Origin of the sequence: Streptomyces carpinensis (genome assembly GCF_002154505.1) — a bacterium.
Taxonomy (GTDB): Bacteria; Actinomycetota; Actinomycetes; order Streptomycetales; family Streptomycetaceae; genus Streptomyces; species Streptomyces carpinensis.
The window spans coordinates 1-20318 of record NZ_MUBM01000041.1 but is presented as its reverse complement, the minus strand read 5'-3'; the positions used below and the strand labels follow the sequence as shown (position 1 = coordinate 20318).

The window sequence follows — 20318 nt, the reverse complement described above, 5'->3', positions numbered from 1 at the left end:
ACACCTCCCGCGATCACGGCACCACCGACCGCGGTGGTGGTGGCGATGAAGGTGCGCTGGCTCGGCGCCGTGGAAGGTTCGCCGTCTCCGGCGGAGGGCGGAACGGCAGACTCGGGAAAGCTCGATCGACATGCATACCCTTCGCGTCGCAGACGGATCGGCTGTGTGCAGCAGCACAGGCCTGGGGGCTGGATCGTCATCGAAGGGACCTGGAGAGCCGCGCGCCATGAAAGCGGCGGCTGGTCACGCGGGCAGTCTGAGATCGCCGCCCCGGCCCATGGGAGGGAGACTTTCCTCCTCCTTTAACTTTGCTCTCGACCGGCCGACCGCATTTCGCCAGCGAAGTCGCGGTCCTAGTGCTTTCTTACGAGGCGCGTTGCGCCAAGAGACCGATTCCCGCGCACACCTGGGCGACCGTACGGTGAAGCTCATGAGCAACGCAGCGCGCAAAAACTCCAGCGACTGCGCGCTGGACGTCGTCCGGGCCTACGTGGACCACGACGCCGACGCGGTCCAGGAGGCACTGGCCGATCTGCACGCAGGCGGTCGTATCGAGGTGTACGCCGTCCTGAGTGGTCTGCTGCGCTCCACGATCAGCATCATGGAGCTGACCGGCAGGCGCTGGCGGCTGGACGAGCTGGTCCGGCATTCCGACGAGATCGCCACCACGGCCCCGCCCCACTACGAGTTCGCCATGGCCGAGGCGACCCGGGCCTGGGCCCGCGGCGACGACTCGGCGATGCGCGCGCTGTCGGGCCAGGACCTCCTGGGTGCCGTACACATGACGGCCGTGGGCGTCGCCGCTCTCGGTCTGGCCCTGTGGGGCAGGGCTGGACTCCTCGATGTCCTCCGGGAGTTCGACAGATCCGTCACCGAACTCATCGATGATCAGCTTTCCGGCGCTTAGCACCGCGGACCTCGGTATGCGGAGATCAGACTCTCGTCGGCTTCGTCGTCGATGTCACCTGTCTGCGAAGCTGACGAGAAACCAACTCCTGGTATTCACAATGAACTTCCGCACTCCGCTGTCCGCCCTGTTCCCCGGGACCTCGGGCCGCCTCCTCACCGCCCTCGTCGCTCACCACGCGGCCGATGCCGATGGTCCGCTGACGCTGGACGAGTTGTCCAGGGACAGCGCGGTGACGCCCACGCAGTTGGAGCCGGCGCTGTTCCGCCTCGGCCTGCTCGGCCTCATCGCCCCCCGGCGCAAGGGGGAACCCGTACTGCTGGTCACGGGTCACATCGCCTGGGACGCCCTGCGCCGACTGACGGACCTGCGCGAAAGCGTCGTCGACATGGTCCGCGAGCGGGCGCGGACCCACCTCCGTCCGGCACCGGACCACCTCGCGATGAAGGGCGCCGTCGTCGACGGCACCGCGTCGCACCCCGCGGATCTACTGGAGTTGATCGTCGTCCCTCCGGCGACCGCGCCGGCGGACTGGCACCACGGCCTGGCCGACCTCGTCGCGCAGCTGTCCGTTGATCTGGGGAACGTCGTCGTCCACCACAGCGCCCATGACACAGGGGAAGCCGAGGCCATGGGCGAGGGAAAGGCCGTACGCGTCCTGCCGTGGTGACGGCCGTTGCTGTGCCGGTCAGTCATGCCTCCGAGTCACGACGGTCCTCTTCGGCGCCTCCGGTCAACAGCCGTACCATGTCCGCCCGGGTGGCCTGCAGACGCGCGGTGGTGGCCCGGCAGTCCTCGCGCAGATGGTCCATGGTCTCGAAGTTCGTGAACACCAGCATGGCGTGAGCGAGCATCTCGTGGTCGGCCGCCAGGTCACGTCCGCCGAGGTGGTGTATCGATGGCCACTCGGTGATCTCGTTTCGAGGCTATGCGGTGAGTTCGGTGGGCAGGGCGGTCTCGTCGGTTTCTGACTCGATCGGGTGGAGGCGGGCCTTGGCCAGCAGGTCGAGTCCCATGTAGCGGCGGGCCTCGGTCCATTCGTCGTTCTGCTCGGCCAGGACCGCGCCGACCAGGCGGATCAGGGCGGTGCGGTCGGGGAAGATGCCGACGACGTCGGTGCGGCGGCGGATCTCCTTGTTGAGCCGTTCCTGCGGGTTGTTCGACCAGATCTGCCGCCAGATCTCACGCGGGAACGCCGTGAAGGCCAGAAGGTCGTGCTGGGCGGCATCCAGGTGTCCGGCGGCTTTGGGGAACTTGGCCTCCAGGGCCTGGAGAACGTGCCGCATCTGGGCTCTCACGGCGTCGGCGTCAGGCTGTTCGAAGACGGTCCGCAGCAAGGTGGCTACCCAGGGCTGAGCCGACTTCGGGACCTGGGAGAGGAGATTGCGTGCGTAGTGGGTGCGGCACCTCTGCCACGAGGCGCCGGGCAGGACCGCACCGATCGCGTCAACCAGGCCGACGTGGGCATCGGAGACGACCAGCTGGACACCGGACAGGCCGCGGGCGATCAGCGAGCGCAGGAAGGCGAGCCAGCCGGCCCCGTCCTCGGCGGTGGCGATGTCCAGGCCGAGGATCTCGCGGTGTCCGTCGCCGTTGACACCCACGGCGATCAGGGCGTGGACGTTGATGATGCGGCCGCCCTCGCGGACCTTCTGGGTCAGCGCGTCCACCCAGACGAACGCATACGGTCCGGCGTCCAGAGGCCGGTTGCGGAACGCGGTGACCTGTTCGTCCAGGTGCCGGGCCATGGCCGAGACCTGCGACTTCGACAGCTGGGTCACCCCGAGGGACTCGGCCAGCTTCTCGACCCGGCGGGTGGACACTCCCAGCAGGTAGGCGGTGGCCACGACTGAGATGAGGGCCTGCTCGGCCCGGCGCCGACGCTCCAGCAGCCAGTGCGGGAAGTAACTGCCCTGCCGCAGCTTGGGGATGGCCAGTTCGATGGTGCCGGCCCTCGTGTCCCACTCGCGCGGGCGATAGCCGTTGCGGTGGTTGACTCTGTCCTCGCTGACCTGGCCGTATTCGGCATTGCAGAGGGCGTCGGCCTCGGCGGACATGAGGGCGTCGGCGAACGTCTTGATCATCGCGCGCAGCAGGTCGGGACTCGCCGCAGCGAGGTTGTCCTCCGCGAGGGCGTGCAGGGGCAGACTGTCTGGTGCGGTCATCGTGCTGATCTCCTTCGAGCCTTCGACAACTCGAAGATCAGCCGGTGGCCGTTCTTGTATCCGGACACTCACTCCGACGCCATGGCAAACGCCCGGATCAGGTGGGAGCCCGTACACCACTTCTCAGGACGCAACCGGCCGCCACTCCCGCTTCCCGCAGGAGCGATGCGTTGTGGTGGTGGAAGGACCGGGCGGTCTCCGAGGAATGCCGCCGCTCCAGGGGCACCTGGCGGGCCAGGGGTGCGCCCAGGTCCTCTTCATCGTTGATGCGCTCGATCAAGGCGCAGCCGAACGCTGTCAGCCGTTCCCTCGGCGGTGCCCCCGGCCCCAGCGGAGGCGGACCCGAGGTGTACGCCTCGCGGAATTCGGCCTCGGCGTCCCCCTGCAAGGTCAGCAGGAGCCCGGTACGGTCGCCGAACCCGCGGAACAGCGTGCCTTTTCCCACCCCGGCCGCCCGGGCAACCTCATGCATCGTCACGTGCTCCGCGCCCTGTTCGGCCACCAGCCGGGCGGCCGCCTCCAGCAGCCGGGCACGGTTGCGGGCTGCGTCGGCCCGCTCCGCGGTGCACTCCTCGGGGGACCCGTGTCACCGTTCGCTCCACGGCAGGAGCGCGTACACGCATCCGTCCTCGATCTGTACCGGTGGCCATGACATCGCCATGGTCGACGGAGAGGGAACCATCGTCACTAAGGCCAGGATCACCGACGACCTCACCGGCCTGAACGCACTCCTTGACCTGCTGACCGCACATGGGGACGGCCCGGGCACGCCAATCCCGGTCGCCATCGAGACCGCACGCGGTCTCCTCGTCGCCTGCCTGCGGGCTACTGGGCGACCCGTCTACGACATCAACCCGATGGCCGCCGCCCGCTACCGAGAGCGGCACGCGGTCAGCCGCAAGAAGTCCGACCACCTGGACGCAACGGTGCTGGCCAACATCCTGCGTACCGACCGGGCCGCCTTCCGGACCTTGCCGGCCGACAGCGAACTCGCCAAAGCCATAGCGGCCTTGGCTCGCGCTCAGCAGGACGCCGTCTGCGACCGGACCCAGGCCGCCAACAAACTCCGCTCTCACCTGCGTGAATACTTCCCCGGCTTTCGGGAGTCCTTCGAATCGGTACGCGAAGGGCTCTGCCACCCGGTGGCCCGCGCACTTCTCGCTGCGGCCACCACCCCCGAAGACGCCGCCCGGCGCACCCGCACGCAGCTGCGCGCGGTCGTCCGGCGAGCAGGACGCAAACGCAGCATCGAGACCGAGGCCGACCGCCTGCACGAAATCCTGCGACGCCCGCAGATGCGGCAACCGCCCCCGGTCGAGCAGGCCATGGGCCGACAGGCACGGCTCTGCTCCGGCAGCTCGGTGCCTCCCGCTACCGCCGTCTGGTCGGACGCCGTGGCCGCCGGCGGGCACTGGTCGCTCTGCAGCACTCCATTCTGATCTCGATCTGGCACATGTTCACCCGCGACATCGAGTACACCGACCTCGGCGGTGACTACTTCCTCGAACGCACCGGCAAGACCCGTGCCACCCGCCGCCTAGTCAGCCAGCTCAACCGCCTCGGCTACCAGGTCAACCTCCAGCCGGTGGAGACCACGTGAACGCTCCTGACCTGCACCGAAGGGGGATTTTTCGTATCAGCAGTCGAGTCGTCGCGGGGTGTCGGGCGGCGAATCGTAAGAAGCCACGGACGGCAGACCGCTGAAAGCCACACCCGACACCCTGGGTCAGCCAACCCTACGAATGGCTCGCTCATCCGGATCAACAAGGTAGGGATCCACTGAAGCGAGCCGGTGGCCAGGCCGAGGTCGTGGCCGATGAAGGGCAGGGCGATGCCGACCATCGAGACGTCGAGGCCGTCGAGGAAGAGCACGAGGCACAGCACGGCGAGGACGGCCCACAGGCGGGCGGTCCAGCGTGGCTCGGCGGCAGGCGGAAGCGACGTCCCGGGACGGGACTCGGTCAGGGACATGCGCAAGGATCTCTTTCCTGGCGAATGAGCCGGCCGGTGGACGCCTCGGCGCTGAGGAACCGGTCGCAAGTCGGCCCGACCGGGGAGCGGGAGCTCACGGCGCGGTCGGCCTCGCAATGAGCGTGCCACGAGTGCCGTACATGAAGAAGGGAGAGCCTCTTCCTACGCGTGCGCTGCGTAGGACAAGAGACTCCCCCTCTGGCAGGGAATGCCCCCCGGAGGACGGTCAGGCAGAGCTGCCGCTGCGCAGGTGGCTCGGGTCCGCTGCCCAGGAGGCCAGCATGCGCAGGCTGTCGTGCGTGGGCGTGCTCGCTTCGGCGGTCCAGACGACGATCTGGAGGTCGGGGTCGGCGGCCCAGATGACGGCGTTCCAGTCGAGGTGCAGGTCGCCGACGACGGGGTGGCGCAGATGCTTGGTCCCGGTGTCCCGTACGGCCACGTCGTGCGCGGCCCACCATTGGCGGAAGTGGTCGTCCCTGACCGAGAGTTCGCCCACCAGGGCGGCCAGTTGCACGTCACCGGGGTTGTTCGCGTTATGCATGCGCATCTGGGCAATGGCCAGCCGGGTGACGCCCTCCCAGTCCGCGTACAGCTCCTTCATCGCCGGGTCGGTGATGAGCAGCCTGATGTAGTAGCGCTGCTTCTCGGGGATCAGCCCGAAGTCCGTGATCAGGGCCGCGCCCATCGCGTTCCAGGCGACGACCTCGGTACGTGGGCCGATCACCAACGCCGGGGTGTGCGCCATGTCGTCGATCATGTGCTGCCACTGCACCTGGGTCTTCGGACGCGGCCTGCGGCGGGCCGCCGTCGGCCGGTACTCGCTGCGGTCTGACAGCTCGCACAGATAGGCGCGCTGATCGTCGTCCAGGCGTAGCACCCGGGCCAGGGACTCCAGCACGGACGGGGACGGCTGGATACGGCCCTGTTCCAGGCGGGCGTAGTAGTCGGTGCTGATGGCGGCCAGCACCGCGACCTCCTCACGGCGCAGACCCGCTACGCGCCGCTGGCCGCCGTCGGGTAGTCCGACGGCGGCCGGGTCGAGCTCGGCGCGGCGCGCCTTGAGGAATTCTCCCAGGTCATGGCGGTGAGGATCGCTGGTCATGCCCTTAGCCTGACACCCGGTAGCAGCGTTGTCAGGGGGAGAGTTCTCTCCCTGGAAGTCCTCACCGCCAGGTACGGACCTGTTCTCGGGCGCGCGATCAGCGGACGCGGGTCCACGTCCCGTGGAGCTGGATGAACTCGCCGCCTACGACGGAGCTGGCCATGCAGGTCCCCTCCGTGTAGTCCTCGATGTGGGTGACGTGGTCACCGGCGTCGGGCTCGGTCCAGCGCACGACGTACAGGCCGTCGCGAAGCTGGGTGGTGGTGTATTTCATCGTCTGCTTCCGGCCCTTGATCGCACCGCTCGCCACCTCGAAGCTGACCTGGGTCGCCGAGTCGAAGGTGATCTCCACCGTGAAGTGGCCGAGCGGCGTGTCCGGACCGAGGTCCGCCAGCCAGGTCTGTCCCACGCTGGGAAGAGTCGCGTTGCTGTCCATCGTTACTACCTCTCTGTGAGTGCTACTGCGGGGGTGTCAGCCAAGGGCCTTGACGACCTCGTGGGCCAGCGGAACGGCCGAGGCGGGGTTCTGGCCAGTGATGAGGGTGCGATCCACCTCGATGTGGGGGGCGAAGTTCTCCTCACCCTTGCGGTAGTCCGCGCCCACGTCCGCGACGAGACGGTCCTGGAGCAGCCACTTCGCGCGGTCGGCGAGGCCGTTCTGGATCTCCTCGGAGTTGGACAGCCCGGTGAGGCGGTAACCGGCGAAGGGGGACTTGCCGTCGGAGTTCACCGTCGACAGCAGCGCGGCCGGGCCGTGGCACACCAGCGACACGATCTTGCCGGAGGCGAGCCAGTCGCTGAGCAGCTTGCCAGCCGCGGGGTCGTCGGAGAGGTCCTCCATCGGTCCCCAGCCTCCGGGGACGAAAACGGCGTCGTAATCGTCGATGTCGACGTCCTCGATGCGGACCGGGTTCGCCAGTTCGGCGGCCTCCCGCAGGGCGGCCTTCATGCGCTCCGCACCCTCGGGGCCGCCATTGAAGTCCGGGGTCAGGCTGAGGGCGTCGGCGGTCGGCGGTACGCCGCCGGGGGTGGCCGCGCCGATCTCGTAGCCGGCCTCCTTGAAGACGCCGTACGGACCGATGGCCTCCTCAGCCCAGAAGCCCGCGGGCTGCTTGAACCCGTCGGCCAGGGTCCAGTGCTCGGCGGCGGTGATGAGGAAGAGGATCTTCGCCATGGGGTTGTTCTCCTGGGGTGAGTGCGATCAGCCGTTCGCGGCCTGCTGGACGACGTGGCTGTCGGCTGCCTGGATCAGGTGGGTGAGCTTGCCGCCCGCGACCGTCCACAGGTGGATGAACCGCGCGTCCGACTCCTGCCCGGACTTGGACACGGCGCGGTAGTGGCCTCGGACGAAGACGTGCTCACCGGCGTCGTAATACTCCTCGGCGACCGCGCCGAAGGAGGAGAAGTTGGGCGCGAGCCGGGCGAAGAAGTCGGCGCCGGCGCTCGCCCAAGTCTTGTAGACACCGCCGTAGGGGAAACCGGGGGTGATGTCCCAGACGATGTCGGGGTCGATGACCTCGGCGATCACGTCCGGTGCCATGCCGGAGTCGTAGAGCCGACGGACGAGAGCGAGGTTGGGGGAATCGGACATGGTGGTGCTCCTTGGAGATATGACCACTACACAGAATGGGAATCCGTCAGAAGTGAAGCCTGAGGAGGACAGGAAGTCGTTGCTCCTCAAGAAAGGCCCAGCGGAACCCGCACTGTAATCATCGCACGGAATTCGAGTACGAAGGTAGGAAGGATTCGTCCCTGGCAGATCCCTGCCGATTCCAGACGTCCACGCTAATTCGCACGCGGCTCTTTTCCTGCCCATGAGCAGAGGAAGCGCAGGCCCGCATGGGAGCGCGAGTCGGGTTCGGCGATCCAGACGACCAACCGTTGGTCGGAGTCGGCCTCACAGCTGAGGACATCCCAGTCAAGGGCGAGTTCGCCGGCGACCGGGTGGCGGAACACCTTGCTGCCACTGGTGCGGGGGGCGATCTGGCGCCCGTCCCACCACCGGCAGAACTGCTCGTCCTGCACCGACAGCTCACCCACGAGGGTTGTCAACCCTAGGTCGTCAGGTTGGGCCGCGGCACACCGCCGCAGCAGGGCGATGGCGTTGCGGGCGGAGTTCTCCCAGTCCACGTACAGCGTCCTCATCTTCGGATCCGTGAAGAGCTGACGGATGTAGTTGCGCTGCCGCTCGGGGATCTGCGTGAAGTCGATGTTAAACAGGGCGGTGGCCATCGGGTTCCACGCCAGGACGTCCAGGTTCCTGCCCAGGATCATGGCGGGCGTGACGGTGAGGTCGTCCAGGACAGTGCGCAGCTGAGGCTGCACCTTCTGTGCGGCCCGCCGCCGAGGCAGGTTGGCCTCCCGCCCGACCAGCCCGAACAAATGGTCCCGCTGCTCGTCGTTCAGCCGCAGGGCACGGACGAGGGCGCTCAGCGCGGAGATGGAGGGGGCGATGCGGCCCTGCTCCAAGCGGGTGTAGTGGTGTGTACTGACGGAAGCGAGCACGGCCACCTCTTCGCGGCGCAGACCTGCCACGCGCCGCCGCCCGTCGGGGTCGGGCAGTCCGACCATGCGCGGGCTGAGCTCGGCCCGGCGGGCCTTGAGGAATTCTCCCAGCTCGTTGAGATGTGCGCTGTTGGTCATGCTTCCGAGTCTCGCACCGCCGGCACGTCGCAGGGTAGGAGAGTTTTGTCCCTGGATACCGCCCGTCCGAGCTGGAACTCTGCTTCGTGAGGAGATTTGCCTGAATTCCCAGGCCCGGAATTCGGCCGTCGGCAGAATTCCTGAAGCGGGAGAATGAGCATGCGCGGAACTGTGTTGTATGGCCCGGGTGGTGTCTGTTTCGAGGAGCGGGAGGATCCGCGGATTGTGCATCCGACGGATGCAGTGATCCGGACGGTGGTCACGTGTGTGTGCGGGTCGGACCTGTGGGCCTACCGGGGCACCGACCCCGTCGCGCAGCCGACGCCGATGGGGCACGAGTACGTCGGGATCGTGGAGGAGGTCGGAGCCGAGGTCACGAAGGTCAAGCCCGGCCAGTTCGTCATCGGCTCCTTCGCGACCTCCGACAACACCTGCCCCAACTGCCTGGCCGGGTACCAGTCCTCGTGTGTGCACCGCGAGTTCATGTCGACCTGCCAGGCCGAGTACGTGCGCATCCCCAACGCCCACGGCACCCTGGTCGCCACCGACGACCTGCCCGCCGAGGAGGTCCTTCCCAGCCTGGTCACCCTCTCCGATGTGATGGGCACCGGCTGGTATGCCGCGAAGGCCGCCGAAGTCAAGCCCGGCTCCACCGCCGTCGTGGTCGGGGACGGCGCGGTCGGCCTGTGTGGGGTGATCGCCGCGAAGGAACTGGGCGCCGAGCGCATCATCGCCATGTCCCGCCACGAGAGCCGGCAAAAGCTGGCGGTGGAGTTCGGTGCCACCGACATCGTCACCGAGCGCGGCGAGGAAGGCATCGCCCGGATCAAGGACCTGACGAACGGGGTGGGCGCGGACAGTGTGCTGGAGTGCGTGGGCACCGCGCAGTCCATGCGGCAGGCGCTGCATGCCACCCGTCCCGGCGGCAACGTCGGCTTCGTCGGCGTCCCGCACGACGTCGCCGTCGACGGCCAGGAGCTCTTCTTCTCCCACGTCGGCCTGCGCGGCGGCCCCGCCCCCGTGCGCGGCTACCTGCCCGACCTCATCGACCGCGTCCTGACCGGCCGCATCAACCCCGGCAAGGTCTTCGACCTCACCCTCCCCCTCGACCAGGTCGCCGAGGGCTACAAGGCCATGGACGAACGCCGCGCCATCAAAACCCTCCTCATTCCCTAACCCACCACGCCTTCGAAGGAGGTACCCGATGACCACGTGGACCAACGACGAACTGACCCGTATCGAACACGCCGAGGAACTGCGGATCTCCCCGCTGCGCAGCAACGGAACCCCGCGGGAGCCCCTGCTCATCTGGGTTGTCCGCGACGGTGACGACCTGTACGTCCGCTCCTTCCGGGGCAGCGCCGGGTCCTGGTACCGGGCGGCCCGGTCAAGTCTTGAGGGCCATATCCGCTCCGGTGGCGTGGCCAAGGACGTCACCTTCGTCGGGGTCACGGATGCCGACGTCAATGACCGTATCGACGCCGCTTACCGGACCAAGTACGGGCGGTACGACGCGAGTTACGTCGACCCGCTGGTGGCCGCACGGGACACCACGCTCAAGCTCGTCCCCGTCGGCTGACCCCCTCACTTCCCCCGTAATTCCCCTCCAGGAGAAACACCTTGCTCGGTCTCGAACTCGTCGTGCTCTTGGGCGTGGCCGTGCTGGTGGGTAACGCCGTCGGCCAGCGGCTCGGCATCGCCCCACCCGTCGTACTGCTCACCGTCGGTGTACTCCTGGGCTTCATCCCACAAGTACGGCAGGCCCAACTACCGCCGGAAGTCGTCTTGTTGCTCTTCCTGCCGGTACTCCTGTACTGGGAGAGCCTGACCACCTCGCTGCGGGAGATCCGCACTAACCTGCGCGGCATCCTGCAGCTGAGCACGGTGCTCGTCATCCTCACCGCCTGGGCCGTCGCGGCGACCGGACACGCCCTCGGGCTGCCCTGGGGACCCGCCTGGGTGCTAGGCGCGGCCATGGCCCCCACGGACGCCACCGCGGTCGGCGTCCTCGCGCGCGCCCTACCGCGCCGCCAGGTCACCATCCTGCGCGCGGAGAGCCTGGTCAACGACGGCACTGCCCTCGTCGTCTACGGCCTCGCCGTCGGCATCACGGTCGGCGAGGAACACCTGAGCGTCCCGCACGTCGGGGGACTGTTCCTTCTCGCCTACGGCGGCGGGGCCGCTGTCGGTGTGGCGGTCGCGTGGGTCAACATGAATCTACGGTGCCGCCTGTCCGACCCCCTGCTGGGCAACCTCGTCATGATCCTGGCGCCCTTCACCGCGTACCTGCTCGCCGAGCTCATCGAGGCCTCCGGAGTCCTCGCGGTGGTCGGCAGCGGCCTGATCATGTCCCAGGTCGCCCCACGCATCATCCCGGCCGAACACCGAACTCAGGCACTGGCGTTCTGGCCGCTGGCCACGTTCCTCATCAACGGCGCGCTGTTCGTCCTGGTCGGGGTGGAACTCCAGTACGCCGTCCGTGACTTGAACCATGCCGACCTCCGAGACGCGCTGATCGCCGTCGGAGCCATCTGCGTAGTGGTCATCGCCGTACGCTTCGCGTTCCTGTACGCCTCCACCTATCTCGTCCGCGCTCTCGACCGCCGGCCCCGGCAGCGCATGCTGCGGGTCGGTCACCGAAGCCGTGTGGTCAATGGACTGGCCGGCTTCCGGGGCGCGGTGTCGCTCGCGATGGTGCTCTCTGTACCGCAGACCCTCGACTCCGGTGAGCCCTTCCCCGACCGCAGCTTCATCGTCTTCGTCACCTCGGGCGTCATCCTCGTGACGCTGATGGTCCAGGGGCTACTGCTGCCGGTAGCGGTGCGCTGGGCGAACTTGCCTCCCGACACCTCCGTCGACGAGGAACACGACCTCGCCGAGGCCACCGCGGTGGAGGAAGCGATCAAGGCGATGCCGCAGCTGGTAGCAGATCTGCGTGCAGATCCGAAGATCGCCGAGTGGCTGCGTCAGGAGTACGAGGCGCACTTGTCGAGCGTACGGGCCAGAAGCGCAGGCGACGCGGACGACCCGGCGCTACTTCAGCACCGTGACTACGTCGCCCTGCGGCTGGCCCTCATCGGCCACAAACGCGCCACCGTCGTCCGGCTCCGCGACGAACGCCACATCGACGACACCGTCCTGCGCCGCCTCCAGGCCGACCTCGACAGCGAGGAGATCCGCCTGGCCGGAGGCGCGAACGTGGAGTGACCAGTCCGGTCCGCACCACAGACAATCCCGTTTACCGCGTACGACCTCGTACGCCAAAGATCAGCAGGAGTGCTGCCTTCCATGAAAGCCATAGGACTGACCGAATTCGGCGGACCCGAAGTACTGCGTGTTCTGGACCTCCCCGTGCCCGAACCCGGGCCAGGTGAGATATGCATCCGGGTGCACGCGGCCGCGGTCAACCCGGTCGACGTGCTGGTGCGCAAGGGCATCGCCTTCGTCTCCGACGCCGAGCCGCCCTACGTCCCAGGCATGGACGCGGCGGGCGTGATCGAGCGGATAGGCGAGGCGGTGGAGACCGAACTCCGGGTCGGCGACCGGGTCATGGCCGTCGCAGTCGTGTCCGGAACGCACGGCGCGTACGCGGAGCACCTGGTCGTCCCCGCCGAGTCCGTCGTTCGTGCGCCGGCGGACACGTCGCATCTGGAGGCCGCGACACTGCCGATGAACGGTCTGACGGCCCGCATGGCACTGGACCTGCTCGAACTCCCGGTCGGCGCCACCATCGCCGTCACCGGAGCGGCCGGTGCGGTCGGCGGGTACGTCGTCCAACTGGCCAAGGTGGACGGGTTCCGGGTTATCGCCGACGCGGCGCCGAAGGACGAGCAGCTGGTGCGCGCCCTCGGCGCCGACGTCGTACTGCCGCGCGGGAACGACTTCCCTGAACTGGTGCGCAAGGAGGCGCCCGACGGCATCGACGGGCTCGTCGACACCGCGGGGGTTGCCGGCCTCGCGATTCACACGGTGCGCGACGGCGGCAGGGTGGTGTCATCGGCCGGCGGAGTCGAAGTTCCCGAGGAGCGCGGAATCACCGTCCAGCACACGTTCGTGCCGCAGTACGCACGCGAAAACGCCAAGCTCGAGCGACTCCGCCACTTGGCGGAGGAAGGCCGACTGACCCTGCGCGTCGCACAGACGCTACCGGCCGAACAGGCCGCCGAGGCACACCGGTTGGTGGAGGCAGGCGGCCTGCGGGGGCGAGTGGTCCTTACTTTCTGAGCGGGCGAGGAGCCGCCACAGACCGGCTGTCCGAGTCATGGCTCAGGACGCGCCGAGGTGAGCTGTTCTGCCGCAGCCGGCGCGGCTCGATGGTGAGCGGCCTCCGCGATCTCGAAGGCCGCTCAGGACGTGGAAGGCCCGCCCTCGTGGGCGGCTATCCGTGCTGTCCGTTCAGCAGGAAGGGGTTGGTGAACTGTGACCGCTTGCTGCAGGTGTAGCTACCGGCCTTGTTCGGGTCGCCGCCGGTGTAGGCGGCGTCGGGACCGGGGTAGGGGCACAACGGCCGGTCCACGGACTTGCCGTTGATCGTGCCACTGGCGTTGAGCACGGCGGGCGCCGCGCCGTGCTCGACCCAGTCGATGACCTGCTGCATCGGGTCGGTGGGGGCGATGCTTCGGGGACCCGGGGCGCCGCAGTGGTCGACACCTGGGGCGAGGAAGTAGCGGAAGAACGATTCCGTGTTGCGGATTCCGCCGTTGGCTGCGAGCGCGCGGTTGTAGTAGTTGATGCTGTCGCCCGTGAAGATCAGCTGGTCGGCCAGGCCGTGCCACATGATCAGCTTTCCGCCGGCAGCCTTGAAGGCGCGCAGGTCCGGGTTGGCGGCCGAGAGGGCGTAGTCGTACTGCCGGCCCGACGTGGCGAAGTCCTGCCAGTACTGCTGATACGACTCGTCGGTGTAGTTCCAGTCCGGGTTCTGCTTGAGCCAGTTCTGGAACCAGTCGGCGGTCGGGACGAACGGCGCACCGGTCCACCGCCCGTCGGCCAGCTGACGGGTGGTCGCGAGGCCGAGTCCTCCCCCAGGGCCCGTGGCGGGCGAGTAACCGGCTCCGTCCATGCTTGCGCCCGGCTCAAGCCCGAACCAGACGGGCTTGCCGTGGAGCATGTCGTTCTGCGAGCCCGAGCGGCGCGGCCCCTGCCAGATCGCCTGGATCACGAGGGCATCGGTTGCGCTGAACGTGCCGCACGGCGTGGCGGTGCCGACCAGCCTGTGCAGCACGCCGAGCACGTCGCAGTTCCGAGGGTCGAACACGCCGTCGATCTGGCCGTTCTGGTCGCGGCAGTGCGCCTTCAGCGCCGTGTTGACCAGGTCCTTCTTACAGGTGGGCAGGTAGTCGTCGTTCCACTTCATGACCAGTTGGGGCCACAGTTGCGCGACGATGAACTGGTTCCAGTTCAATGCCGGGGCGCCTGCCAGGATCCCGTCGAAGTCCCGGGGATAGTTCTGCGCCTCGGACATGCCCTGCCGCCCGCCCGTCGAGCAGCCGTTCCAGTACGAGTGACGCGCACCCGCACCGTAGTACTGATCGATCACGAACTTCGACTGGGTCGCCATCTGGTGGTGGGCGAGATAGCCGAAGTCATTTATCCGGTTCCAGTTCAGCGCCGGCGGCGGGCTGGGGTTGGTCACCCACGGCGAGGTGAACATGTTCGTGCTTCCGGTGTGCCCGCAGTCGTCCTGCGAGATCGCGTACCCGGCTGCCAGCCACCGGTCGGCCGCCAGGGTGACGAAGTTCGCCGGACCGCAGTACACGCCTCCGCCCTCGGCCATGTACTTGCGGTTCCATCGGTCGGGCAGCGTCAGAGCGATGCCGATCCTGCCCGGCTGGCCGCCGCGGGGATCGGAGGTGTCGGTGATCGAGATCGACACCTGACAGCCGCTCCCCGCCACCTGCCGCGCGGTGACGGCAGCCGTACCGGAGGGCGGGAGGCCGGGCAGCGACAGTCCGGTCAGCGCCTCGCAGGGCTGCGACGGCGCTGCGAGTCCGGACGTCGCGGCTGGAGGTGACGCCACTGCCGCCGGTGATCCCAGCAGTCCCACCGAGGCCACGACAGCCGCAGCCGTCCCTCCCAGCGACAACACGCGGAGACGTGATCGAGCACGTCTCCACATCCGCCAATATTCCATGGCTTTGCCCCTTACTCATCGGGATGTTGTTGTTCATTGCGGAGTGACGGGACCTCTCCCCGGCGTCAGTGACCGCGGGTGATCCACTCCTGCAGATGCGGCTCTTCGGCGCCGACGGTCGTGTTCTCGCCGTGTCCGGTGCGGACCTCCGTGGTGTCCGGCAGTGTGAGGACGCGGTCCCGGATGGAGCGGATGATGGTGGGGAAGTGCGAGTACGACCGGCCGGTCGCTCCGGGACCGCCCGCGAACAGGGTGTCGCCGGTGAAGACGGTGCCGAGAGCGGGCGCGTACAGGCAGATGGATCCGGGCGTGTGCCCGGGGGCGTGCAGCACCTGCAGTTCCTTACCGGCGACCTGGATGCGCTGGTTGTCGGAGAGGTAACCCCCGGGTTCGTGGTCAGGGTGGGTGTGCTTCCACAGCAACCGGTCGTCAAGGTGGAGGAGAACGGGTGCCCCGGTGGCCTCGGCCAGGGCCGGGGCCGCGTTGACGTGGTCGTTGTGGGCGTGGGTGCACACGATGGCCACCAGGCGCCGGTCGCCGACGGCCGCGGCGATGGCGTCGGCGTCGTGCGCCGCGTCGATGACGACGGCCTCGCGGGCGTCGCCGACGATCCACACGTTGTTGTCGACATTCCACGTGCCGCCGTCCAGGCTGAAGGCGCCTGAGGTGACGACGCGTTCGATGCGGGCGCCGGGCATCAGAGGATGACCACCGAGCGCAGGACGTCACCCTTGTGCATGCGGGCGAAGGCGTCCTCGACCTCGTCCAGGGTGATGGTCTCGCTGACGAAGGCGTCGAGGTCCAGCCGGCCTTGGAGGTAGAGGTCGACGAGCATCGGGAAGTCGCGTGACGGCAGGCAGTCGCCGTACCAGGAGGACTTGAGCGCCCCACCGCGGCCGAAGACGTCCAGCAGCGGCAGTTCCAGCTTCATCCGCGGGGTGGGGACGCCGACGAGGACGACGGTGCCGGCGAGGTCGCGGGCGTAGAACGCCTGCCGGTACGTCTCCGGTCGGCCGACGGCCTCGATAACGACGTCGGCGCCGAAGCCGCCGGTCAGTGCTCGGATCCTCTCGACCGGGTCGGTGTCGCTGGAGTTGACGCTGTGGGTGGCGCCGAGCGTGCGGGCGGTCTCCAGCTTGCGGTCGTCGATGTCCACCGCGATGACCTTCGCCGCGCCTGCCAGCCGCGCGCCGAGCACGGCCGCGTCACCGACGCCTCCGCAACCGATCACCGCGACCGAGTCACCCCGGCCGACGCCGCCGGTGTTGATCGCCGCGCCGATGCCGGCCATCACACCGCAGCCGAGCAGGCCCGCCGCGGCCGGTGAGGCGGCCGGATCGACCTTGGTGCACTGCCCGGCGGCGACCAGGGTCTTCTCGGCGAAGGCACCGATCCCGAGCGCGGGTGTCAACTCGGTGCCGTCGGTGAGCGTCATCTTCTGCCGCGCGTTGTGCGTGTCGAAGCAGTACTGCGGGCGCCCGCGGCGGCAGGCGCGGCAGTGGCCGCACACCGCACGCCAGTTGAGGACGACGAAGTCGCCCGGCTGGACATCCGTCACACCGGGGCCGACCTGTTCGACGACTCCGGCCGCCTCGTGGCCGAGGAGGAAGGGGAAGTCGTCGTTGATGCCGCCTTCGCGGTAGTGCAGGTCGGTGTGGCAGACCCCGCACGCCTGCACCTTGACCACCGCCTCTCCCGGTCCGGGGTCGGGTACGACGATCGTCTCGACCCGCACCGGGTCGCCCTTGGCGCGGGCGACGACACCGCGAACGTGCTGGGACATGCGTGATCCTTTCGAATGACGTGCAGAACGGGCGAAGAGTGGCGCCGCGTCACGCCGCCGGTCGTATGCGAACGGGAAGCGAAGCCCACGAGCGGAGCGTGTTGTTGAGGTGCCGGCGCGGTTCGTCCGCGAGCTCGATGCGCTCGACACGGCGGGCGAGAGCGGTCAGCAGCGACTCGGCCTCCAAGCGGGCGACGTGCTGGCCGACGCACTGGTGCAGTCCCATGCCGAAGCTGACGTGGCCGGAAGGGTCGCGGCCGAGGTCGAAGCGGTCCGGATCACTCCAGCGGGCCGGGTCGCGGTTGGCGGCGCCGAGGAACATCAGGATCTTGGAATCCTGGGGGATGACGGTGCCGGCGACGGTGACGTCGGTGGTGGCCGTCCGGAAGAACGTCTGCACCGGTGACTGCCATCGCACCGCTTCGTCGAACGCGACCCGCGCCAGTTCGGGGCGCTCGCGCAGCCGCTGCCACTGGTCGGGGTGGGTGGCGAAAGCGTAGAGGGCGGCGGCCAGGCCGTGGACGGTGGTGTCGACACCGGCGGTGAGCAGAGAGCGCACCACCAGGGGCGCCTGCTCGTGGGTGAGGTCGCCGCGGTCGGCGGCGGCCCAGATCCGGGCGCCGAAACCGTCCTGGGTCAGTTTCTCGCGGGCGCACTGGGCGTTCACCCAGGCGGACAGTTTGGCGACCCGGTGGGCGTCGGCCGCGACGAGGTCGTTGCGGGGTCCGAAGGCGTTGAAGGCCATGTTGCCGTAGGGCAGGAGGTTCTCCCGGCCGTCGGGGCCAAGGCCGACGGCGTCGGGGAACACGCGCAACGGGAACACCTTGGCCAGTGCGTCGAACGCGTCGAACTCCATGCTCCCGGTGGCCAGCAGCGCGTCGACGAGGTTCTCGGCGGCCACCTGCCACGTCTCGCGCAGCCGACGCAGGGCCGGCGGGGCGAGGATCTCGCGCAGCACGCTGCGCGGGGCGTCGTGGTGCGGCGGGTCGGCCTCCAGCAGCAGACTCGGTGGCCGCCACGGCTTCTCGTGGCGGAAGTTGGCCAGGCCCACACCAGCACCGGACTGGAAGGACTGCCAGTCGACCAGGGCGGCGTGCACCTCCTGGTGGCGAGCCAGGGCGTAGACGTCGTAACGGGACAGCCGGACGACGGGTCCGGCCTCGCGCAGGGAGTGGTGGAGGGGCTCGGGGTGTTCCAGATGTTCGGCGGCGAAGGGGTCGGCGTGACTGGTGGGCGGCAGGACGGCGGTGGCCGTGGCTTCGGGCATGGCGGCTCCAGCGATAGCGGCTCGAAGTGGGGGGCTCGGCTCAGAGGTCCAGGACCAGCCGACCCGAACGGGAGCGGGACACACAGGGGAGCATGCAGTCGTTGGCCTCGCGTTCGTGGTCGGCCAGGACCGAGTCCCGGTGGTCGGGGGTCCCCGCCACCACCGGGGTGAGGCAGGTGCCGCAGGTCCCCTGCTCACAGGAGGACAGCAGATCGGCACCGGCCTGCCGTAGCGCATCGAGGACGGAGACGTCAGGGCTGACCGTCACCGTCCGGCCGCTGCGGCGCAGCTCCACCTCGAACGGCGTGCGCAGCACGGGCTCGGTGTGCGCCGCGGCGGTGAAGCGTTCCGTGCGCAGGCTGTACGGCGGCCAGGCGGCGCAGGCGTCTTCGACGGCGGCGAGCAGGGGGCCCGGCCCGCAGCAGTACACCTTGGTGCCGGCGGCGGGCTCGCTCAGCCATGCGCCCAGGTCGAGCAGGCCGCACTCGTCCTGCGGGGCGACGGTGACGCGGTCACCGTGAGCAGCCGTCAGTTCGTCGCGGAACGCCATGGACGTCCGGGTGCGTCCGCCGTACAGCAACTGCCAGTCCGCACCCATGAGTTCGGCCTGGCGGATCATCGGCAGTAGCGGGGTGACCCCAATGCCGCCGGCGATGAACAGGTACCGGTCGGCCGGGGCCAGGGGGAAGTGGTTGCGCGGTCCGCCGACGCCGACCCGGGCACCCGGCGTCAGCGTGTCGTGCACGTAGGCCGATCCCCCGCGCCCGGCGGGCTCGCGCAGCACGGCGACGCGGTAGCTGTAGGGGTCCCAGCGGTCACCGCACAGGGAGTACTGGCGAGTCGCGCCGTTCGGCAGGACCAGGTCGATGTGCGATCCGGGCGTCCAGTCCGGCAGCCGCGTGCCGTCCGCGTGTGCAAGGGTCAGGGACACCACGCCATCGGCGACGACGTCCTTGGAACGGACCTCCAGCGTCACGGTGGACGTCGAGTACCGGGGAGCCGTCGGAAGAAGGTTCTGAACGACCATGTTGCCGCCTCCCGTCTGTGGAATGCGGGAAGAATGCGCGTGGCCGCCGTCACATCGCGACGGCTTTCTCACCCAGCGAGAGACGAACTTTGCGACGGCGTCATATAGCCGTCATGCCACCGTCACAGACGGAAGGTCGCGTCTCGTACGTCTCGCACGCCACGGGCACGGGAGAAGCCTGGTGGCGTCAGCGATGGCCGCATCGCCGCGGTGCCGTCGAACCGTCGCTGAGACCACAAACCGTGATCAACGGTCGCCTGTGACGACCGGGGCCGTTACGGTCGTGATCTGTAATGTCATCCCCGTTCGGGTGTACCTTTTCTCCGACCACCAGGACACGATGCCGTGAAAACACCCCACCACGAGTCGGTCCTTTCCCGAGCCGCTCGAATTCTTGAGGCGTTCAACCAGGACGAGCCGGCGTTGACCGTTTCCGAGGTCGCACGTCGCGCGGACCTGCATGTGGCGACAGCGTCCCGGCTCGTGGGCGAACTCGTGGCGCACGGCTTCCTGAGCCGGGACGACGACCGCAGGCTGCGCATCGGCGTCCGGCTCTGGGAACTGGTCACGCGGGCGTCGCCGACGCTCTCCCTGCGCGACACGGCGATGCCGTTCCTGGAAGGCGTGCACGACGTCGTGGGCCACCATGTACAGCTGGGTGTCCTCGACGGCGATGAGGTTCTGTTCCTCGAACGCCTCTCGGCCCCCGCCTCGGTCGTCAACTTCACCCGAATCGCCGGGCGGCTGCCCCTGCACGCCTCCTCCAGCGGCCTGGTGCTCCTGGCGCATGGCCCCGCCGACCTGAAGGAACGCATACTGGCCGCCCCGCTGACCGCCTACACCTCGGCGACACCGACCGCGCCCTCACGGCTGCGCGCGCTCCTGGCCGAGATCCGGCAGAGGGGATACGCCTACTGTCCCGGATACATCCATTCCGAGGCCCTCGGCATCGCCGCCCCGGTGCGCGGCCCCGGCGGGAGGGTGGTCGCGACGCTGTCGGTCATCGTCCCCAACGACGCGAACGCCCAGACGGTCGTTCCCGTCGTACGGACGGCTGCCCGAGGCTTCTCCCATGCTCTCGGCGTACGCGACGCACCGGAGGTTGCCTCCGGCCGGTGACGGCGGTACGACGGCCGAATGGCATCGGCCGCCGCATCCGTCTCTCACCTACACACGCCCTCGGTCATGCTGACGCCGCTCTCAACTCGCTGCGACCGACGTCGGCGGAGGCCCGGTGCGTCCACCCGTCGCGCCGGTGGACGCACCGGGCCTCCGCCGACGTCGGTCGCAGCGAGTTGAGAGCGGCCTCAGCATGTCCGAGGG

Annotated in this window: 21 protein-coding genes and 2 pseudogenes; 9 read left to right on the top strand and 14 right to left on the bottom strand. The window is 68.8% G+C overall.

The window, feature by feature from the left end:
- Window positions 1-430: 430 nt before the first annotated feature.
- Both BZY54_RS06860 and BZY54_RS06855 read left to right on the top strand, forming a co-directional pair.
- Complete coding sequence (locus BZY54_RS06860; protein WP_086723646.1) at window positions 431-907, top strand: hypothetical protein; 477 nt, start codon at window positions 431-433, stop codon at window positions 905-907.
- A 100-nt stretch (window positions 908-1007) separates the two neighbouring features.
- Window positions 1008-1577 carry a hypothetical protein gene (locus BZY54_RS06855; RefSeq protein WP_086723645.1) on the top strand — a complete coding sequence of 190 codons (570 nt, stop codon included), beginning with the start codon at window positions 1008-1010 and terminating at the stop codon, window positions 1575-1577.
- Between the two features lie 22 nt (window positions 1578-1599).
- On the opposite strand, the gene BZY54_RS50775 is transcribed toward BZY54_RS06855, so the two are convergent.
- The 3 genes and pseudogenes from BZY54_RS50775 to BZY54_RS06845 all read right to left on the bottom strand — a co-directional run.
- The gene (locus BZY54_RS50775; protein ID WP_158103824.1) at window positions 1600-1746 is read right to left on the bottom strand and encodes a hypothetical protein; all 147 of its coding nucleotides are present in this window, start codon (window positions 1744-1746) and stop codon (window positions 1600-1602) included.
- 87 nt (window positions 1747-1833) lie between these two features.
- Complete coding sequence (locus tag BZY54_RS06850; protein WP_086723644.1) at window positions 1834-3072, bottom strand: IS256 family transposase; 1239 nt, start codon at window positions 3070-3072, stop codon at window positions 1834-1836.
- Between the two features lie 142 nt (window positions 3073-3214).
- Window positions 3215-3598 (bottom strand): annotated as a pseudogene (locus BZY54_RS06845) (TetR/AcrR family transcriptional regulator); the annotation flags it as partial.
- A 133-nt stretch (window positions 3599-3731) separates the two neighbouring features.
- On the opposite strand from BZY54_RS06845, the pseudogene BZY54_RS06840 reads away from it, so the two are divergent.
- Together BZY54_RS06840 and BZY54_RS52860 are read left to right on the top strand one after the other, a co-directional pair.
- A pseudogene (locus BZY54_RS06840) lies at window positions 3732-4441 on the top strand (IS110 family transposase); the annotation flags it as partial.
- 84 nt (window positions 4442-4525) lie between these two features.
- Window positions 4526-4672: a hypothetical protein gene (locus BZY54_RS52860; RefSeq protein WP_244217012.1), complete on the top strand. Its 147-nt coding sequence runs from the start codon at window positions 4526-4528 to the stop codon at window positions 4670-4672.
- Here BZY54_RS52860 and BZY54_RS55320 read toward each other — a convergent pair.
- The 6 genes from BZY54_RS55320 to BZY54_RS06805 form a co-directional block, all read right to left on the bottom strand.
- Entirely contained in the window at window positions 4636-5043 is a 408-nt protein-coding gene (locus BZY54_RS55320) for a hypothetical protein (protein ID WP_208640576.1), read from the bottom strand. The genes BZY54_RS52860 and BZY54_RS55320 overlap by 37 nt on opposite strands.
- A gap of 226 nt (window positions 5044-5269) precedes the next feature.
- The gene (locus tag BZY54_RS06825; protein ID WP_086723642.1) at window positions 5270-6145 is read right to left on the bottom strand and encodes a helix-turn-helix transcriptional regulator; all 876 of its coding nucleotides are present in this window, start codon (window positions 6143-6145) and stop codon (window positions 5270-5272) included.
- Between the two features lie 97 nt (window positions 6146-6242).
- The gene (locus BZY54_RS06820; protein ID WP_086723641.1) at window positions 6243-6581 is read right to left on the bottom strand and encodes a MoaF-related domain-containing protein; all 339 of its coding nucleotides are present in this window, start codon (window positions 6579-6581) and stop codon (window positions 6243-6245) included.
- A gap of 36 nt (window positions 6582-6617) precedes the next feature.
- Window positions 6618-7319, bottom strand: a complete 702-nt coding sequence (locus BZY54_RS06815) for a type 1 glutamine amidotransferase domain-containing protein (protein WP_086723640.1) — start codon at window positions 7317-7319, stop codon at window positions 6618-6620.
- Window positions 7320-7346: 27 nt separating this feature from the next.
- Window positions 7347-7736: a nuclear transport factor 2 family protein gene (locus tag BZY54_RS06810; protein ID WP_086723639.1), complete on the bottom strand. Its 390-nt coding sequence runs from the start codon at window positions 7734-7736 to the stop codon at window positions 7347-7349.
- A gap of 194 nt (window positions 7737-7930) precedes the next feature.
- Window positions 7931-8788 carry a helix-turn-helix transcriptional regulator gene (locus tag BZY54_RS06805; protein WP_086723638.1) on the bottom strand — a complete coding sequence of 286 codons (858 nt, stop codon included), beginning with the start codon at window positions 8786-8788 and terminating at the stop codon, window positions 7931-7933.
- Window positions 8789-8947: 159 nt separating this feature from the next.
- Here BZY54_RS06805 and BZY54_RS06800 point away from each other — a divergent pair, with 159 nt between their 5' ends.
- The 4 genes from BZY54_RS06800 (at window position 8948) to BZY54_RS06785 (ending at window position 13012) form a co-directional block, all read left to right on the top strand.
- Entirely contained in the window at window positions 8948-9964 is a 1017-nt protein-coding gene (locus tag BZY54_RS06800; RefSeq protein ID WP_086723637.1) for a zinc-dependent alcohol dehydrogenase family protein, read from the top strand.
- A 28-nt stretch (window positions 9965-9992) separates the two neighbouring features.
- Window positions 9993-10367 (top strand): DUF2255 family protein, encoded by a 375-nt coding sequence (locus BZY54_RS06795; RefSeq protein WP_086723636.1) that lies wholly within the window; start codon window positions 9993-9995, stop codon window positions 10365-10367.
- Window positions 10368-10408: 41 nt separating this feature from the next.
- On the top strand, window positions 10409-11995 hold the full coding sequence (locus tag BZY54_RS06790; RefSeq protein WP_086723635.1) for a Na+/H+ antiporter: 1587 nt from the start codon (window positions 10409-10411) through the stop codon (window positions 11993-11995).
- An 81-nt stretch (window positions 11996-12076) separates the two neighbouring features.
- Window positions 12077-13012: an NADP-dependent oxidoreductase gene (locus tag BZY54_RS06785; RefSeq protein ID WP_086723634.1), complete on the top strand. Its 936-nt coding sequence runs from the start codon at window positions 12077-12079 to the stop codon at window positions 13010-13012.
- 154 nt (window positions 13013-13166) lie between these two features.
- Here BZY54_RS06785 and BZY54_RS06780 read toward each other — a convergent pair whose 3' ends face one another.
- The 5 genes from BZY54_RS06780 to BZY54_RS06760 all read right to left on the bottom strand — a co-directional run bounded on the left by BZY54_RS06780 (window position 13167) and on the right by BZY54_RS06760 (window position 18995).
- Entirely contained in the window at window positions 13167-14804 is a 1638-nt protein-coding gene (locus tag BZY54_RS06780) for a tannase/feruloyl esterase family alpha/beta hydrolase (RefSeq protein WP_158103823.1), read from the bottom strand.
- A 179-nt stretch (window positions 14805-14983) separates the two neighbouring features.
- Window positions 14984-15616 carry an MBL fold metallo-hydrolase gene (locus BZY54_RS06775; protein ID WP_086723632.1) on the bottom strand — a complete coding sequence of 211 codons (633 nt, stop codon included), beginning with the start codon at window positions 15614-15616 and terminating at the stop codon, window positions 14984-14986.
- Window positions 15616-16701 (bottom strand): S-(hydroxymethyl)mycothiol dehydrogenase, encoded by a 1086-nt coding sequence (locus BZY54_RS06770; RefSeq protein WP_086723631.1) that lies wholly within the window; start codon window positions 16699-16701, stop codon window positions 15616-15618. The genes BZY54_RS06775 and BZY54_RS06770 overlap by 1 nt, the downstream gene beginning before the upstream one ends.
- Window positions 16702-16750: 49 nt before the next feature.
- The gene (locus tag BZY54_RS06765) at window positions 16751-17968 is read right to left on the bottom strand and encodes a cytochrome P450 (RefSeq protein WP_086723630.1); all 1218 of its coding nucleotides are present in this window, start codon (window positions 17966-17968) and stop codon (window positions 16751-16753) included.
- A gap of 40 nt (window positions 17969-18008) precedes the next feature.
- Complete coding sequence (locus BZY54_RS06760) at window positions 18009-18995, bottom strand: PDR/VanB family oxidoreductase (RefSeq protein ID WP_086723629.1); 987 nt, start codon at window positions 18993-18995, stop codon at window positions 18009-18011.
- Window positions 18996-19340: 345 nt separating this feature from the next.
- On the opposite strand from BZY54_RS06760, the gene BZY54_RS06755 reads away from it, so the two are divergent.
- Window positions 19341-20114 carry an IclR family transcriptional regulator gene (locus BZY54_RS06755; protein WP_086723628.1) on the top strand — a complete coding sequence of 258 codons (774 nt, stop codon included), beginning with the start codon at window positions 19341-19343 and terminating at the stop codon, window positions 20112-20114.
- Window positions 20115-20318 lie beyond the last annotated feature (204 nt).